The organism is Paenibacillus senegalensis JC66, from assembly GCF_000285515.1.
In the GTDB taxonomy this organism is placed as follows: Bacteria; Bacillota; Bacilli; order Paenibacillales; family NBRC-103111; genus Paenibacillus_L; species Paenibacillus_L senegalensis.
The window spans coordinates 871793-887188 of sequence record NZ_HE610957.1; the positions used below are offsets into that span (position 1 = coordinate 871793).

Below are 15396 nucleotides of genomic sequence, written 5' to 3' on the forward strand. Positions count from 1 at the left end.
GCACCCGCCACCGGCTCTCTGAAGGGTCAGAACTCCCCATTCTACTAGCAAAATCATTGCCTGTCCTTCACTGCATTTAGCAAAAGTCATGATTTAATTATTTCAAGATTAGTATTCGTTATAGCACAACTATTATCCCCTGTCAACTGGCAGATTTCGCTCTTTTATGCCACCTTTCGTTCTTTTGTGATATAATAAGTGTGCTTATCTTACTTTGAAGAACGGGGTTGTTGTGGTTTTATGCGATCAGTATTTACTCATCCCGCAGTCAGAAATACGTTCTATTACACTTGGAAGACAATCAAGTGGACGTTAATTTTAATTATTGTCGCTGGGTTTGGCGCAGCCGGGATCGCCTTCGGATTCACTACCTCGCTGGTTAAAGACGAGCCAGTAAGAAGCAAGGAAGAAATTTTAGCCAAAATTGAGGAGAATGCCATTACAGGTTTCGTGTATTTTAATAACGATACCCAGATCGGGCAACTAAGGTCCGATGAAGACCGGCGTCTGGTGGAATACCATGAAATTCCGCAATCTGTTCTCGATGCCGTGCTTGCAGTAGAGGATGCGAACTTTTTTAATCATATCGGCGTAGACGTAAACGGCTTATTCCGGGCCGTCAAGGAACGGTTGCTCAATGAAGAGCGTCAAACCGGCGGAAGCACCTTGACTCAGCAGCTCGCCAAAATCGTTTTTTTAAGCCCTGAGAAAGAGCTGGACCGCAAGGCGAAAGAAATATTTTTATCCGTTCGTATGGAACGAATGCTGTCCAAGGAGCAAATTTTAACCGCTTATTTGAATAAAGTTCCATTTGGCACTGGGGCTAATGGCTATAACGTTTTTGGTATTAAAGCTGCGGCCAAAGGAATTTTTGGCATTGAAAATCTCGCTGAGCTGAACATTGCGCAATCTGCATACTTAGCCGGTTTGCCTCAATTGCCGAGCGCCTATTCCGCTTTCAAAAGCAACGGCGATTTTGACGAGACCGGTTTTAAGCGGGCGGAAGACCGGAAAGAACGTGTACTTAGACGCATGCTGGAAGTAGAGAAAATAACCGAAGCCGAATATCAGCAGGCTTTGGCTTTCGACATCCGCAGCAGTATGGCCGAGCCTGAGGTAAAGGCCTACACTACTTACCCCAATCTGATGATTGAAGTTGAAAAGAGAGCAGCGGAAGTGCTGGTTTCTGTATTCGAGCCCGAGATTTACGAGAATCGTTCGGCCAATCCGGAAGCCTATTCAGAGGCCTATAAGGATGCTTTGCAGGAGCTTTCCAGAGGCGGCTACAAGGTGTATACCACGATCGACCAAACGATTTATGACGCCATGCAGGAAATTGCTAACGAAGATTCTCATTTCCTTCCTGACGATCCTGAAGCCGGAATTGAACAAGTTGGAGCCATTATGCTTGACAACAAAACCGGCGCGATTATCGGTATGATTGAAGGCCGCAGAACCTCCTTTAACCATGCGACACAAGCTTATCGTCAGCCGGGATCGGCCATGAAGCCGATCGCCGCCTTCCTTCCAGCAATGGAGAAAGGCGCCATTCAGCCGGCGGGTGTCATTGATGACACGCCGATCATACTGAAGCACGGCAACTCCGGATATCATATTCCTGAGAACTGGAATCGCCGTTTTCATGGGCTTATTACAGCCAGAGAAGCGCTGAATCAGTCTTATAACATTCCGGCGATTAAGCTGTTTCTCAATGAGGTTGGCATTGAAGAAGCATGGGCCTTCGCCCAGGAGCTAGGCATCAATTCTTTTACTCAGGAAGATTATCACGCACAGACAGGTGTAATTGGCGGGCTGACCAAAGGGGTTTCCGTAGAAGAGCTCACGAATGCATACACCGCTATTGCCAATCAGGGCAAGTTCAATGATGCTCACCTGATTCGCAAGATAGAAACGACGGAGGGCGAGCTGATCTATGAGAACGAGCCGTTATCCAAGCAAGTTTTCTCTGCTGAAACCGCCTATTTAATGACCGACATGATGCGTACGGTTATTACTTCCGGTACCGGTTCAGATATCCGTTCCCTCTTTAAAAATTACGGAAAAATCCCGGTAGTCGGCAAAACCGGTTCGACTCAGGAAGATACGGATGCCTGGTTCGTTGGCTATTCCCCGGATATTACCGTAGGCGTATGGGTGGGCTACAGCGACCAGAAGTATAAGCTGAGTGCACGCAACGGAAGCACCAAACATGCTATGAAGGTTTGGTCTCTAGTTATGGATAGCGCGATTGAAAAGAAACCGGAACTGTTCACGACAACCGAGTTTGAACGTCCTGCGGATATCGTAGAAATGACGGTTTCGAATTTGTCCGGCAAGCTGCCAAATGATTTGGTCAGACAGCAGGGCCGGTTAGTTAGTGATTTGTTTAACCGCAAATACGTTCCTACTGAGGAAGACGATGTGCTGGTTAAAATGAAATATGTTATTTATAACGGCGTTAACTATCTTCCGCATGAGTCCACCCCGGCAGATATGCTGTGGGAAAAAACGGTAATCAACCGTCCCGAATCAATCGGTTCGATTTTACAGCAAATTCAAGAAGTGATGGGCAGTATCCCTCCAAACCGGCAGCGCGCCCTTAGCGCCTATGTGCCTAGAGATGCGGATATGGATGCCCCTAGTGTAACAGATCCGCGAACCGATGACGGCCAGCCTCCACAGCCGCCTGCCGATCTCGTGATGACGCGGAGCGGGGACACAAATACAATATCTTTCTCACCCAGCCCAAGCAGCGACGTTGTAGGCTACCGGCTATATCGTTCCGATGGCTTAAACAATTTCCAACGGGTGCAGGGACAAGTGGTCAGAGTAGGTGAGGAAAATGTATTCTCCGGCGTACCGTATTCATTTGGCAGCGGATATTATGTTACCGCAGTGGATGTCGCCGGCAACGAGTCTTCTCCAAGCCGAATCGTCTTTAATGACAGTATCAATCCTGATTTAATCCTCCCTGGCAACGGCGGAAACGGGAGTAATAGTGAAGACGAAGATGGCAATGGTGCCGGGAACGGAAATGAGAGCGGAAACGGAAATGGCAACGGGAATGGGTCCAGCGAGAACGGCTCCAAGCCTGCAGCTCCGCGCGGACTGAAAGTTGAAGAAAAAGGGCAGGCATTGCGATTCACTTGGAATGGCCAGGGGAATTCAGACCAGTATCACGTATATTACAGCACATCTGAGCAAGGCCCGTATCAGCGCATCGGGTCCTCGGATGAACAGGAGTTTGTATACTATGGCACGGAATTAGAAGGCTACTATCGCGTGACCGCAGTAAAAAACAGTGAAGAGTCTCCTGCCTCACCGGCAGTGCGCTACGAGCCGTAAGCTAATTAAGCTAACATGGCAAGAAAATGAGAAAGAAGCAGTTCCATCCGCTCTTCGGCATTTACCGATTTCGGTGCGGGGAACTGCTTCTTTTTGCTGTTCTGGCTTTAATTATTTAAACGAGTAAGTTTATATTTTAAAACATTACGTATTATAAAACTAGAAACTCCCCTCCTGGACAAAGCGGCATGTTCATTCCGCTAAATCAGTGAGGGGAGTTCATGCTTTTATAACAAATCATCAAGAAATCCGATTAAGTATTATTAACTTAAGGAGCAAGGAGAGCCCTAATCTTCGATGGTGGACAGGTCACCGGTTGGCAGATTCAGCTCCCATGCCTTGAGGACACGCCGCATAATTTTACCGCTTCTCGTCTTAGGCAGCTTATCCTTAAATTCAATCTCCCGAGGTGCTGCATGGGCGGATAGTCCGACCTTAACAAATTGTGAAATCTCCGTTTTCAGCTCATCTGAAGGCGTATAGCCGTCACGCAGAGCGATAAACGCTTTAATGATTTCGCCCCGAACCGGATCCGGCTTGCCAATTACACCCGCCTCGGCAACAGCCGGATGCTCCACCAGCTTGCTTTCCACCTCGAATGGTCCAACACGCTCGCCCGCTGTCATGATGACATCGTCAACACGGCCCTGGAACCAGAAGTAGCCCTCTTCGTCCTGATAGGCGGAGTCGCCTGAAATGTACCAGCCGTTAATACGGAAGTATTCTTCATATTTCGCAGGGTTGTTCCAGATCTTGCGCATCATCGATGGCCAAGGCGTTTTGATCGCCAAATTCCCCATCCGCATAGGCGGCAGCACATTACCAGCATCATCCAAGATAGCGGCTTCAACACCAGGAATCGGTTTGCCCATAGAGCCCGGCTTGATAGCCATGGACGGGTAGTTGCAGATCAGCTGCGCTCCCGTTTCCGTCATCCACCACGTATCATGAATGCGATGATTATACACCTTCACGCCCCAGCGCACCACTTCCGGATTAAGCGGCTCCCCTACACTCAGCACATGCCGCAAGGAGGAAAGATCAAATTGGGAAACGACTTCGTCACCTGCTCCCATCAGCATTCTGAATGCAGTCGGAGCACTGTACCAGACTGTGATTTTATACTTTTCAATGGTTCCGTACCAGTCTTGAGGACTGAAGCGGCCGCCGCGAATTACATTGGTTACCCCGTTCAGCCAAGGAGCAAATATACCGTAAGATGTCCCGGTTACCCAACCCGGGTCAGCCGTACACCAGTACACGTCATCCTCCTTCAAATCCAGCACAATTCGCCCGGTATAGAGATGCTGAATCATCGCGTTGTGTACGTGAAACACGCCCTTGGGCTTGCCGGTCGAGCCTGAAGTATAATGGATCAGCATTCCATCTTCGCGGTCTACCCACTCAATATCCAATTGATCGGAGGCTTCGCTCATTTCCTTGTAATAATCGATTTGCCCTTCTTGCAAGGAAAGATCCTCACCGACCAGAATGATATGCTTCAGTTCCGGCAGGTCGTTAACCGGTACTCTTGGAAGCTGAGACGGAGTCGTAACAATCGCTACAGCTCCGCTGTCTTCGAGTCGGTCCTTCACCGCAGTTTCCATAAAGGCTTCGAACAGCGGACCTACAATTGCGCCGATTTTTATCGATCCCAACAGGGCAAAATACAATTCAGGGGTTCTCGGCATAAAAATAAATACCCGGTCACCTTTGCCAATCCCATATTTGCGCAGCAAGTTTCCAAACTGGTTGGATTTGCTTTTCATTTCGGCGTAGGTATATTTTTCATCACGATTATTATCACTGTAATAAAGCGCCACTTTATCTTTTCTGGAAGATTCTGCGTGACGATCGATAGCCTCATAAGCCGCGTTCACTTTTCCTGTTTGGGCCCAGGAGAAATTCTTCTCTACTTCCTCCCAGGAAAAGCTTGCCCTAGCCTGCTCATAATCTCCTAAGTTGGATGAGTCCGAAATTGCTGGTATCACTTCGTTTTCTTGACGTTCTTCCATAAAGTTCTTGCCTCCTTGACAAATTGTAACGCTTACAATATGAACAATTTGAAAACTTCATTCCCAGTTCATTATAACATAACATGTTACACCCGTGTATTGCTTTTCACAAACTATAAAATTTGTTATAAGTAAGTATAGGTTATTAAAAAGGAGCTGCAACTCCATGAAGCATACTAAAATTTATAACTCCGTTACGATTACCCGACAGGATAAGCATATCGTGATAGAAGGTCCTGTTCCTTCTGATACGCTGGCCGGATATGAAATGCACTCCGCCCTTGACGCGTTCCGCAAACCAAAGGATCAGCATGAAGCGTTAGTGGAGATTGCCGCATTACCGGAAGGAAGAATCATTCTCGCTCGTGATAGCACGCAAATCGTCGGCTATGTTACGTTTCATTATCCGGACGAAATGGAACGCTGGTCCGAAGGCCAGATGGATGACCTGGTAGAGCTCGGAGCGATAGAAGTCGCGGATGAATATCGGGGTCTGGGCATAGGCAAATGCTTGCTGAAGCTGGCTTTTTCCGATGAGCAGATGGAAGATATTATTGTTTTTACAACGGAATATTACTGGCATTGGGACCTCGTAAACAGCGGACTGAATGTATGGCAGTACCGGAAAATGATGGAGGAGTTAATGAAATCGGTAGATATGGTCTGGTATGCTACGGATGATCCGGAAATTTGTTCGCATCCTGCCAACTGTTTGATGGTGCGCATCGGCAAGCGTGTACCTCAAAGTTCGGTGGAGCGATTTGACCAGCTTCGATTCCGTCAAAGATTTATGTACTAGACTAGGGGGAACTACCGTGAGCAGTAATGCTAAATTTATATATGATCCAGATGAACTGAATTACCGCTTCAGTGACGAGCATCCCTTTAACCAGACCCGTTTGGAAGTCACCATAGATCTGTTGAAACAAGTGGGAGCGCTTACTGAGGATGCTATACTTAAGCCCCGGATCGCTTCTGAGAGCGAAATTAAAGCGGTTCACCTGCCGGAATATGTGAACGCGGTAAAAGCGTTGAGTGCGCCCAATCCAACGGATGAAGCGGTTCGAGCAGCCGCTAAATGGGGGTTGCAGGACGAGGATACCCCGTTTTTTACCGGCATGCATGAGAAAACCTCGCTTCTCGTAGGCGGTTCCTTAAAAGCTGCAGAAGTAGTCATGTCCGGTCAAGCCGAGCATGCCCTTCATCTCGGAGGCGGCCTTCATCATGCACTGCCTAATAAAGGAGCCGGCTTTTGCGTTTATAACGACGCTTCCATTACGATTGAATGGATCCGCCGCAATTATAATGCAAGAGTGCTTTATATCGACACTGATGTTCACCATGGGGACGGTGTTCAATGGACATTCTATACCGACCCGGATGTGTGCACGTTCTCGATTCATGAAACAGGCAAATATTTATTCCCTGGCACAGGCGCCGTGGAGGAGCGCGGAGAGGGCTTAGGATTCGGCACAACTATAAATCTTCCGGTAGAGCCCTATACGGAGGACGAGTCATGGATGGAATCGTTTAATCACGTGCTTGGCGAAGTCGTCCGCAGCTTTCGCCCGGATGTGATCCTCTCCCAGCACGGGTGTGACGCCCATGCCTTTGATCCTCAAGCACATGCCCACTGCAGCATGAACATTTATTTGCAAATGCCGAAGCTGATTCATAAGCTGGCCCACCAATATTGCGGCGCCCGCTGGATTGCCTTGGGCGGAGGCGGCTATGATATCTGGAGAGTTGTTCCCCGAGCTTGGAGCTTGCTGTGGCTAACGATGATCGACCATCCTCTGATCCAAACTCTGGAGCAGCAGCCATTAACCTCACTGCCGCCATCCTGGGTGAAGCAGTGGCAGAAAGCGTCCCAGCTTCCCCTGCCTGCCACTTGGCTCGATCCAATTGAGGAATGGGAAGCGATTCCACGCCGGGCGGAAATTACAGCGAAAAATCGGAGAACGCAGGAGATTGCTCTACTCTATGTATCCGATCCGAAAGCATCGCAAAATCCGGAATAATCCCGCCAATAGCTGATTAAACCAACGAGGATGACCATTTAAAAAAGCAGTGAGAGCATCGTAAGGGAAATGACCTGTCCCTGCTCCTACTGCTTTTTATTTTGTACCTTAAAAGGATTACTCAGCGTTCTGGAGCCGGGCAACCAGCTTTTCCACCATGGTGTAGGAATTGTCGGCCGCAAGCCGGGTAAATTCAGCGAAGTTCATATGCGCGGAGCCATCGGCTTTGTCAGACATTGAGCGAATCACTACATAAGGCACACGGTTCATGGCGCAGACTTGAGCTACAGCCGCTCCTTCCATCTCCGTACATGCCCCCTGCAGCTGCTCATGCAGCTCGATAACCTGATCGCGATCGGCGATAAACTGATCACCCGACAGAATACGCCCGCCTATGACCTTTCTGCCTTGCAGCTCCTCACCACAGGCCAGCGCCAGCTCTCTGAGCGTTGCATCTGCAGGAAAGACGGACTGGTCTTGATAAGGAATAATGCCCCTCTCAAAGCCTAAAGCTGTTACGTCCATATCGTGCTGCATACATTCGGTAGAAATGACCAAGTCCCCGATCGTCAAGGAAGGGTCCAGCGCCCCGGCAACTCCTGTAAAGACGACCGCGTCCACCTGAAAGCGGTCAATCAACAATTGAGAGCAAACCGCCGCATTGACCTTCCCTACTCCCGACTTGCACACGACTGTCTGCATTCCCATAAACTGCCCTTCGATAAACTCGATGCCTGCATATGGACGGGTAGATGTCTGCTCCATGCTTTGCAGGAAGCGCTCCACTTCCTCTGTCATCGCTCCTATTAATCCAAGCTTCTTAACCAGCATTGTGTATTTAACCTACTTTCCCCATAATCCTCTCCGGCCCTTAACCCGCACTTAACTACATGCCGGTTTCAGGCCAGCCATGTATTTCTGACCTACGCCATCCTGACGATTTATTGGATCGTTTTTACAGATTTCCGCATGACGATGTCGTGCGGCAGCACGAATTTGTTCTGCTCAATCTCTTCCTTGTTCATGAGCTTCGTCAACAGCCTCATCGATACCGCCCCGATATCATACATCGGCTGCGCAACTGCAGAAAGCTGAGGCCGTACCATCGTTGCAATTCTGCTGTTATCCACACTAATAACCGAGAAATCATCCGGCACGGAAAGCCCGGCATCCTGCACCGCATGAATCGCTCCGATAGCCATTTCATCTGTTGCAGCAAAAATAGCCGTCGGGCGGTCTTCCAGCGTCAAGAAATGATTCATTGCCTCGATTCCGGATTCATACTTGTAATTGCCTGCTCGAACATAATTCTCATCGTAAGTGATTCCTGCTTCCTGCAGAGCAAGCTTGTACCCTTGGAACCGGGCATAACCTAACGACAAATCCTGCAGGGTGCCGCTGATCATGCCGATTTTGCGATGACCTTGTTCAATTAATTTCGTGACAGCATCTTTGGCAGCCAGCTCATGATCGATATCGACGGCAGGAATATTCTCGTTTTCGTCGGTGGTTGCACAAAGAACGATTGGAATAGACGAAGTGCGGAAAGCTTGAACATGCTCCTCCGTAACGGTCCCTCCCATGAACAGCAAACCATCAACCTGCTTTTCCAGCAGCGTATTGATGACGCGAATTTCCTTCTCCTTCTTCTTGTCGGCGTTACAGAGAATAATATTGTAGTGGTACATCGTAGCAATATCTTCAATACCCCGGGCTACCTCGGCAAAGTTCATGTTGGAAATATCGGGAATCACTACGCCGACGGTTGTTGTTTTCTTACTTGCCAAACCTCTGGCAACAGCATTCGGACGGTATCCGAGTCTTTCAATCGCCTCAAACACCTTTTTGCGGGTTTGGGGTTTGACGTTAGGGTTATTGTTGACAACTCGGGATACGGTGGCCATAGAAACTCCGGCTTCTCTAGCTACATCATAAATTGTAACGGTCAATTTATCTCGCTCCATCTATATTAAAATTTATGGTTCTACTCTATTACCAGCTTGGAACAAATGGGTAAAAACTATACCTGTACGTTAAACGGATCTTGCAAGATTATCCTTCAGATTGGACTCGGTTATACGCCAATGGGATGTATGCCAGACCGGTTTGCGTTTATGGATCAAAATGGCCTGCGGTGATTCGTGCTTCAGCTCCAGCGATTCGGCAATTGCATTCGACACCGGACGATATTCGACAACAAGCACGAGGAAATAGGCCACATCTTCATTCGCAGACCGGTTCAGGTAAGCCCCATATTGATCATACGCATCAGCACTCACAGGACAGCGTGTACTGTGCTTGAAGATGAACACGGGCTGCTCATCCGATAGCTCCAGAGCTTTGTTCCATTCATCTACAGAATTGAGCTGTTTGACTTTATTCAAGGTTCAATCCTCTCCTCATGCGAAAAGATTACTGGTGGAATCAAATTCATAATTCCGACTGTAAATGTTCCATTATCAATATATAGACCCATACCATTCAAGTGAATCTATACAGCGTTTCCGTCCTGTTTTATGAAAATGATTCGATGGACTTATACTATCAAAAAAAACAGAAAAAAGCCAATTTTCACCGGCTTTTTTCCAAGTCTTTTCATAATTGTTTTCAAAGAATCGGGGGCTTCCCCCATTCCATAGCAAAAGGAACCTATGTAAGCGCCGATCGGGAATAATCGGCAATCTGCGAAAGCTTGTCTCTTAGCTCGGCAGACCAGGCGTCATCGTTCAAGGACTGGGCTACAAGCAGAAGATCCAATAGCTCATTAATGCGGTTTTCAAGCAAGGCTTGCACCGGCTCATTCCAGTGCTCCGGGTCGCTTGCCTTGCTGATTAATAAAGCCAGCTCATTATGCTCGCTGAACGAAATTTTGACCTTAGGCTGCTTTTGCTTATTGTCCATTTCAAGCTTCTCCAAAAGCCCGGTTAGAGAGGTTTTAACTTCTGAATACAATTCGTTTCGCCCGCAGCTTCCGCATGTGTAGACAGGCACATCCTCAAGCTCCACTTGATCTTGATACACAATAGTTCTCAATTGAATTCTCATTGTCTCGCCGCAAGGGCAAGTTTTCTCCACAACAGCTCACTCCTCATTCAAAAAGCCAAGGGCATTATGTCTTTCTTGGGTATTCTATAAAAGGGATCGCGAATCCTTTTCTGAAGCGCCTAGTATTTTTTGGCATGGGGAAGCTTTCTGTACAGCTGTCCGACCGGCTTAATGGACAAAAAGAGAACGGCGATCAATGCGCCGATGCCATCATTGCGAACATCCTTCCAATCCGCCTGCCGCCCATCCACGAAAAGCTGGTGAAATTCATCGGTTATCCCATAGGCAACACTCAGCCCAACTGCAGCTAGCTTCACTCCCCAGGAAGGAACGCCGTCCCCTAAAGCCCAGACAAAGGTGGAACACAGAACAAAATAGGCGACAAAATGACCCCAATCAAAGCTCTCCATCCCTGGTAACCACTTCTGAAACCATGGAAGAATACTGCCAAGCGCTTCACCCGTTCGGGAAGAAAAATAAAAAATGGCAGCCATGCAAGCCAAGCTCGGTAGCCAGCGAATCAGCATCGGTTTCAAGAAAATAATCCCCTCCTGTTCTAACGGATAAACTCGCCAAGTACGCGAATGTACTCCTTCACAAAATTAGGCAGGTCAGGAGGACGTCTTCCCGAGACGATGTTCCGGTCTACAACAACTTCTTCATCCACCCAGGTCGCTCCGGCATTTTCGAGATCGTCCTTGATTCCCGGTGTTGACGTCATCGTATAGCCATCCACAATTTTAGCAGATATCAGCACCCAGCCGGCATGGCAAATTTGAGCAATCGGCTTGTTGGCTTCATGAAATTCTCTAGTCAAGCGCAGCACATCAGGGTAGCGGCGAAGCTTGTCCGGCGCCCAGCCGCCAGGGACATACAGTCCGATAAATTTGGAGCTGTCTACCTCGTCAAACGAAACATCAGACTGCAAAGGAACTCCGTATTTGCCGTAATAGGTCGTCTTGGCCTCGGGGCCGGCAATAATGACCTCTGCTCCTGTTTCTCTCAATCGCAGAACCGGATACCACATTTCCAGATCTTCAAATTCCTCATCTACAAAAGCAAGTATTTGTTGTCCATTTAATTCCATGCTTATTCCCCTCCTGAAAAGTTTGAATCATCTGCGTCTGCATCTGCATCCGTGTCCGCCAGGTTCTGGTTGTTACTGGAAGTTACCAGACGATCCGTTATATGATATTCCTCCAGCCGCAGCTGAATTTCTTCACTGCTGCCGCACTGCGCTAACTTAGCGAGCAGGTCCTCCCCTTCCGCGCTGCGGCTATTAAGCAGCTTCTGCTTCAGAGGCAGCAATGTTTTGACCGACATGCTGAGCTCCTTGATCTTTAGGGCCAGCCAAAATGGAAGCACACGCGCATCCCCTGCCATTTCACCGCATACACTGACGGCAATGCCGTGCTTTTGCGCTGCCTCTACAGTCTGTTTGATCAGCCTTATGACAGCTGGATGAAAGGGATCATACAAATGGGCAATCTGCTCATTCATCCGGTCAACGGCGAGTACATATTGGACCAAATCATTCGTTCCGATGCTGAAGAAATCAGCCTCTGCCGCCAAGCAATCGGCGATCATCGCCGCAGCCGGGACTTCAATCATAATTCCCGTCTCGATCTGCCGGTTAAAAGGCACGCCTTTTTCGTCCAGCTCCCGCTTCACCTGCTCGAGAAGACGGTTCGCCTCTCTAAACTCCTGCAGTGACGATATGAACGGATACATAATCTTAACGTTTCCGTAATGGCTTGCCCGCAGAATCGCACGAAGCTGGGCTTTGAACAATTCATGGCGGTCAAGAGAAATGCGGATAGCCCGATAGCCAAGAAACGGGTTATCTTCATCGGGAAGCGAAATGTAATTGATGTTCTTGTCTCCGCCGATATCCAGAGTACGAATAACGAGCGGCTTTTCCCCAAGCATTTGAGCAGCCTGACGGTATACCTCAAACTGTTCCTCTTCCGGCGGCAAAGAGCCCCGGTCCATATATAAGAACTCTGTACGGAATAATCCTACACCTTCAGCCCCCGCTTGCAAAGCCTGCTCCAGCTCCTTGACCGAGCTAATGTTGGCTTTCAGCCCTACGGTTTGCCCGTCGAGCGAGACGGCCGGAAGGTCAACGAGCTTTTGCAGCACCTGTTCCTGCAAGAGCAGGCTTTGCTTGCGCTGCCTATATTTTTCTACCGTTGCTTCATCCGGATTAAGGTGGAACGATCCTTCTTCGCCATCGAGGATGATCAAATCTCCATTCTGCACAGCTTTCTTCAGCTTTCCTTCCAAACCAAGCACTAGCGGGATGCCCATCGCCCTGGCCATGATGGCTGCATGCGAATGCAGCCCTCCAAGCATGGTGGCGACGCCAAGAACCTGGTTCGGATCAAGATTCGCCCAATGCGAAGGCGTAAGCTCTTTGGCAACGAGAATATAAGGCTCATCCTGCGTTGGCAAGGTATGCTGAAAATCGCCCAGCAGATGCTTGAGCAGCCGGTTGCCTACATCGCGGATGTCGGCAGCTCTCTCTTTCATGTAATCGTCATCGAGCAGATCAAACATGCCGATAAACTTTTCCATCGTCTCCTTGACGGCTACCTCTGCCGCTTTATATTGACGCTGCATTATCTCCTGCACTTCTTCGATAAAAACCGGATCCTCGAGAATCGCCAGATGAGCATTAAAAATTTTAGATTCCTCTTCTCCAATCAGCTCGGAAATATCCTGCTTGATCGTTTCGAGCTCCAGCTTGGACGTTTGAATACCGTCAAACAATTTTTCAAATTCGTAAGCCAGCTCGCCTACGTCCACCATGCGGTCGGGCAGATTCCATTCCCAGCTTGGCATGACCATTGCCCGGCCAATAGCCACTCCCGCAGATGCTCCTATCCCTTTAATCATCTGACTGACCTCCAAACGATGCTGCATCTTCTTTTAATACTACAGACATAACGGCCCCCTGACCTTTTTTAACCGCTTTGAAAGGTGCAAAACTCCATGACTTGACCTTGTCAATATTCGTGATAAGCATTGGTGTTGCCAGTGATTTAGCCTGCTGCTTCACTTTAGGCAGGTTGAATCTGATCAATAGCTGGCCGGGTACGACGTCCTCGCCCAAATCGACCATAGAAGTAAACCACATCTCCTCCAAATGGACGGTATCAATCCCGATATGCATTAAGATTTCAAGTCCATCCGGTGTTTCGATGCCTATCGCATGCATGGCCGGGTGAATATGCACGACTTTGCCGCTCACTGGGGAAACCAGCTCTCCCCGGTCAGGGATAAACGCCACTCCGTTGCCGACGAGCTTCTTGGAGAACACCTCGTCCGGCACATCTTCGAGCGGAATCATCACACCTTGCACAGGCGAGTTAAACAATACCTGCTTCTTGTCGGTCCTCATCACTTTCATGATTTCTTCCCGGATCAGCTCTGAGAAAGTGCCGAATACTACCTGGACATTGCCGCCTCCCAGATGAATAACACCTGCTGCTCCAAGATGCTTAAGCGCGATCGGATCGATTCGTTTGTCATCTTCCAGCGTCAAACGCAGCCTTGTAATACAGGCTTCCATCGTTTTAATATTATTTTTGCCGCCCAGCGCCTGTAAAATTAAAGGCGCCCGATAGCGGACGTCTCCCGCCCACTCCTCTAGTGGCGAGCCTTCCTCGCGGCCGGGGGTAGGAAGCTGAAACTTGCGGATGGCCCACCGGAACAAGAAATAGTAGATCAGACCATAAACCAGCCCAATGGGAATTAACCACAGCCCTTTGGTGGCCAAATGGCCGTTGACGACAAACTCCAATAAACCGGGCGAAAAAGAAAATCCATGGCGAATTTCCAGCTCATAAGCAATCCACATGGATATCCCCGACAGAATCGCATGTATAAAAAACAAGGCCGGCGCCACAAATAAAAAGGCGAACTCAATAGGCTCGGTTACACCTGTTAAAAAACAGGCCAGCGCAGCCGTAAGAAACGTAATCCGCACCTTGGGCTTCAAATCTTCGCGCGCTTCGCGAATGATAACTAAAGCGATAGCCGGCAGCGCGAACATAATAATAGGATACAGGCCGGCCATAAAAATGCCCGCTTCCGGATCGCCTGCGAAAAATCGCGGCAAATCGCCGAACACGAGGCTGCCATCCGGCCTTTCATAAGAGCCCAGTTGGAACCAGTACACGTTGTTTAGAATATGATGCAAGCCTGACGGAACAAGCAAACGATAGGCGGCCCCATAAATAAATGCACCGAACCCGCCCAAATTGAGCAGCATTTCCCCTAGCATACTGAAAAGCTGCTGTAAAACCGGGCCAACGGCGATGATGACCAGTGACAAGCCAATAGTAGCCACACTCATGAAAAAAGGGACGAACCGCGGCCCGCCCAAATATTGAATATACTCGGGCAGCTGAATATTTTTAAACCGGTGATACGCCAAGGCAGTCAGTATGCCTATCAGAATTCCTCCGCTGACACCCATTTCCAGGACTGGGTCCATATACTGCGAAGTTATCTGGGTCAGCATAAAATAGCCCAGCAAGGAGGATAAGCCGGCTATTCCGGCGCTTTCTGTCAAGCCGAGAGCTACGCCTACAGCAAATAAATACGGGAGCAGCAAAAATACAAGCTCACCGCAGTATACGAACAGTTCGCCTACGGCTTCGAGGCCGATAAAATGCCATGGCAACGCTCCCAGAAACAAAAAGACAGCTGCTACCGGCAAAGCAATCGTCGGGATCATTAAGGACCGTCCAAATTGCTGAAGGTTTCCCATCACGTTCAAGCTTCCCACCTCCTTCCCTTCATGCCTTTGGTACAGATCAAATGCAGGCCAAGTCCGGCATATTGTTTTATTATAGCGTTTAATTATGCCCACCGGAAGAGTTCATGTCACAATCACTATGCAAAAAGCGATCCTATTATTTCGATTTCCTCCCATTCTTTCGCAACTTCCGGAGCCAGTACTG

At 48.7% G+C, this 15396-nt stretch carries 12 protein-coding genes and 1 other annotated feature (1 of these 13 running past the window's edge); of the genes, 3 read left to right on the top strand and 9 right to left on the bottom strand.

Going from position 1 to position 15396, the window contains the following annotated elements:
* Positions 1 to 80 (bottom strand) — a binding site (T-box leader) (it extends 210 nt beyond the left edge of the window).
* Between the two features lie 160 nt (positions 81 to 240).
* Complete coding sequence (locus PSHG_RS04220; protein WP_010269901.1) at positions 241 to 3345, top strand: transglycosylase domain-containing protein; 3105 nt, start codon at positions 241 to 243, stop codon at positions 3343 to 3345.
* A 287-nt stretch (positions 3346 to 3632) separates the two neighbouring features.
* Here the strand turns inward: PSHG_RS04220 and acsA are convergent, their stop codons facing one another.
* Entirely contained in the window at positions 3633 to 5360 is a 1728-nt protein-coding gene (gene acsA / locus PSHG_RS04225; protein ID WP_010269904.1) for an acetate--CoA ligase, read from the bottom strand.
* Positions 5361 to 5526: 166 nt separating this feature from the next.
* Between acsA and PSHG_RS04230 the strand changes: the two genes are divergently transcribed.
* On the top strand, positions 5527 to 6159 hold the full coding sequence (locus PSHG_RS04230) for a GNAT family N-acetyltransferase (protein ID WP_010269907.1): 633 nt from the start codon (positions 5527 to 5529) through the stop codon (positions 6157 to 6159).
* Positions 6160 to 6175: 16 nt separating this feature from the next.
* Positions 6176 to 7381: an acetoin utilization protein AcuC gene (locus PSHG_RS04235; protein ID WP_010269910.1), complete on the top strand. Its 1206-nt coding sequence runs from the start codon at positions 6176 to 6178 to the stop codon at positions 7379 to 7381.
* Between the two features lie 117 nt (positions 7382 to 7498).
* Here PSHG_RS04235 and PSHG_RS04240 read toward each other — a convergent pair whose 3' ends face one another.
* From PSHG_RS04240 to PSHG_RS04275, 8 genes are all read right to left on the bottom strand, one after another.
* Complete coding sequence (locus PSHG_RS04240) at positions 7499 to 8212, bottom strand: 5'-methylthioadenosine/adenosylhomocysteine nucleosidase (RefSeq protein WP_010269913.1); 714 nt, start codon at positions 8210 to 8212, stop codon at positions 7499 to 7501.
* Between the two features lie 110 nt (positions 8213 to 8322).
* Positions 8323 to 9330: a catabolite control protein A gene (ccpA, locus tag PSHG_RS04245; protein ID WP_010269915.1), complete on the bottom strand. Its 1008-nt coding sequence runs from the start codon at positions 9328 to 9330 to the stop codon at positions 8323 to 8325.
* Between the two features lie 84 nt (positions 9331 to 9414).
* A complete protein-coding gene (ytxJ, locus tag PSHG_RS04250) occupies positions 9415 to 9765 on the bottom strand; it encodes a bacillithiol system redox-active protein YtxJ (RefSeq protein WP_010269919.1) in 351 nt (116 codons plus the stop codon).
* A 265-nt stretch (positions 9766 to 10030) separates the two neighbouring features.
* Positions 10031 to 10456 (bottom strand): hypothetical protein, encoded by a 426-nt coding sequence (locus tag PSHG_RS04255; RefSeq protein WP_010269921.1) that lies wholly within the window; start codon positions 10454 to 10456, stop codon positions 10031 to 10033.
* 89 nt (positions 10457 to 10545) lie between these two features.
* The gene (locus PSHG_RS04260; RefSeq protein WP_042121380.1) at positions 10546 to 10953 is read right to left on the bottom strand and encodes a VanZ family protein; all 408 of its coding nucleotides are present in this window, start codon (positions 10951 to 10953) and stop codon (positions 10546 to 10548) included.
* Between the two features lie 29 nt (positions 10954 to 10982).
* A complete protein-coding gene (locus PSHG_RS04265) occupies positions 10983 to 11513 on the bottom strand; it encodes a type 1 glutamine amidotransferase domain-containing protein (RefSeq protein WP_010269926.1) in 531 nt (176 codons plus the stop codon).
* A gap of 2 nt (positions 11514 to 11515) precedes the next feature.
* The gene (ptsP, locus tag PSHG_RS04270) at positions 11516 to 13324 is read right to left on the bottom strand and encodes a phosphoenolpyruvate--protein phosphotransferase (RefSeq protein WP_010269928.1); all 1809 of its coding nucleotides are present in this window, start codon (positions 13322 to 13324) and stop codon (positions 11516 to 11518) included.
* Positions 13317 to 15212, bottom strand: a complete 1896-nt coding sequence (locus PSHG_RS04275) for a glucose PTS transporter subunit IIA (RefSeq protein ID WP_010269929.1) — start codon at positions 15210 to 15212, stop codon at positions 13317 to 13319. Before PSHG_RS04275 ends, ptsP begins: the two co-directional genes overlap by 8 nt.
* Positions 15213 to 15396 lie beyond the last annotated feature (184 nt).

Bases quoted from the DNA above. Each gene is read 5' to 3' on its own strand.
- acsA (WP_010269904.1), bottom strand. From the start codon at position 5,360: ATGGAAGAACGTCAAGAAAACGAAGTGATACCAGCAATTTCGGACTCA.
- PSHG_RS04230 (WP_010269907.1), top strand. From the start codon at position 5,527: ATGAAGCATACTAAAATTTATAACTCCGTTACGATTACCCGACAGGAT.
- PSHG_RS04260 (WP_042121380.1), bottom strand. From the start codon at position 10,953: ATGCTGATTCGCTGGCTACCGAGCTTGGCTTGCATGGCTGCCATTTTT.
- PSHG_RS04240 (WP_010269913.1), bottom strand. From the start codon at position 8,212: ATGCTGGTTAAGAAGCTTGGATTAATAGGAGCGATGACAGAGGAAGTG.
- ptsP (WP_010269928.1), bottom strand. From the start codon at position 13,324: ATGATTAAAGGGATAGGAGCATCTGCGGGAGTGGCTATTGGCCGGGCA.
- PSHG_RS04220 (WP_010269901.1), top strand. From the start codon at position 241: ATGCGATCAGTATTTACTCATCCCGCAGTCAGAAATACGTTCTATTAC.
- PSHG_RS04265 (WP_010269926.1), bottom strand. From the start codon at position 11,513: ATGGAATTAAATGGACAACAAATACTTGCTTTTGTAGATGAGGAATTT.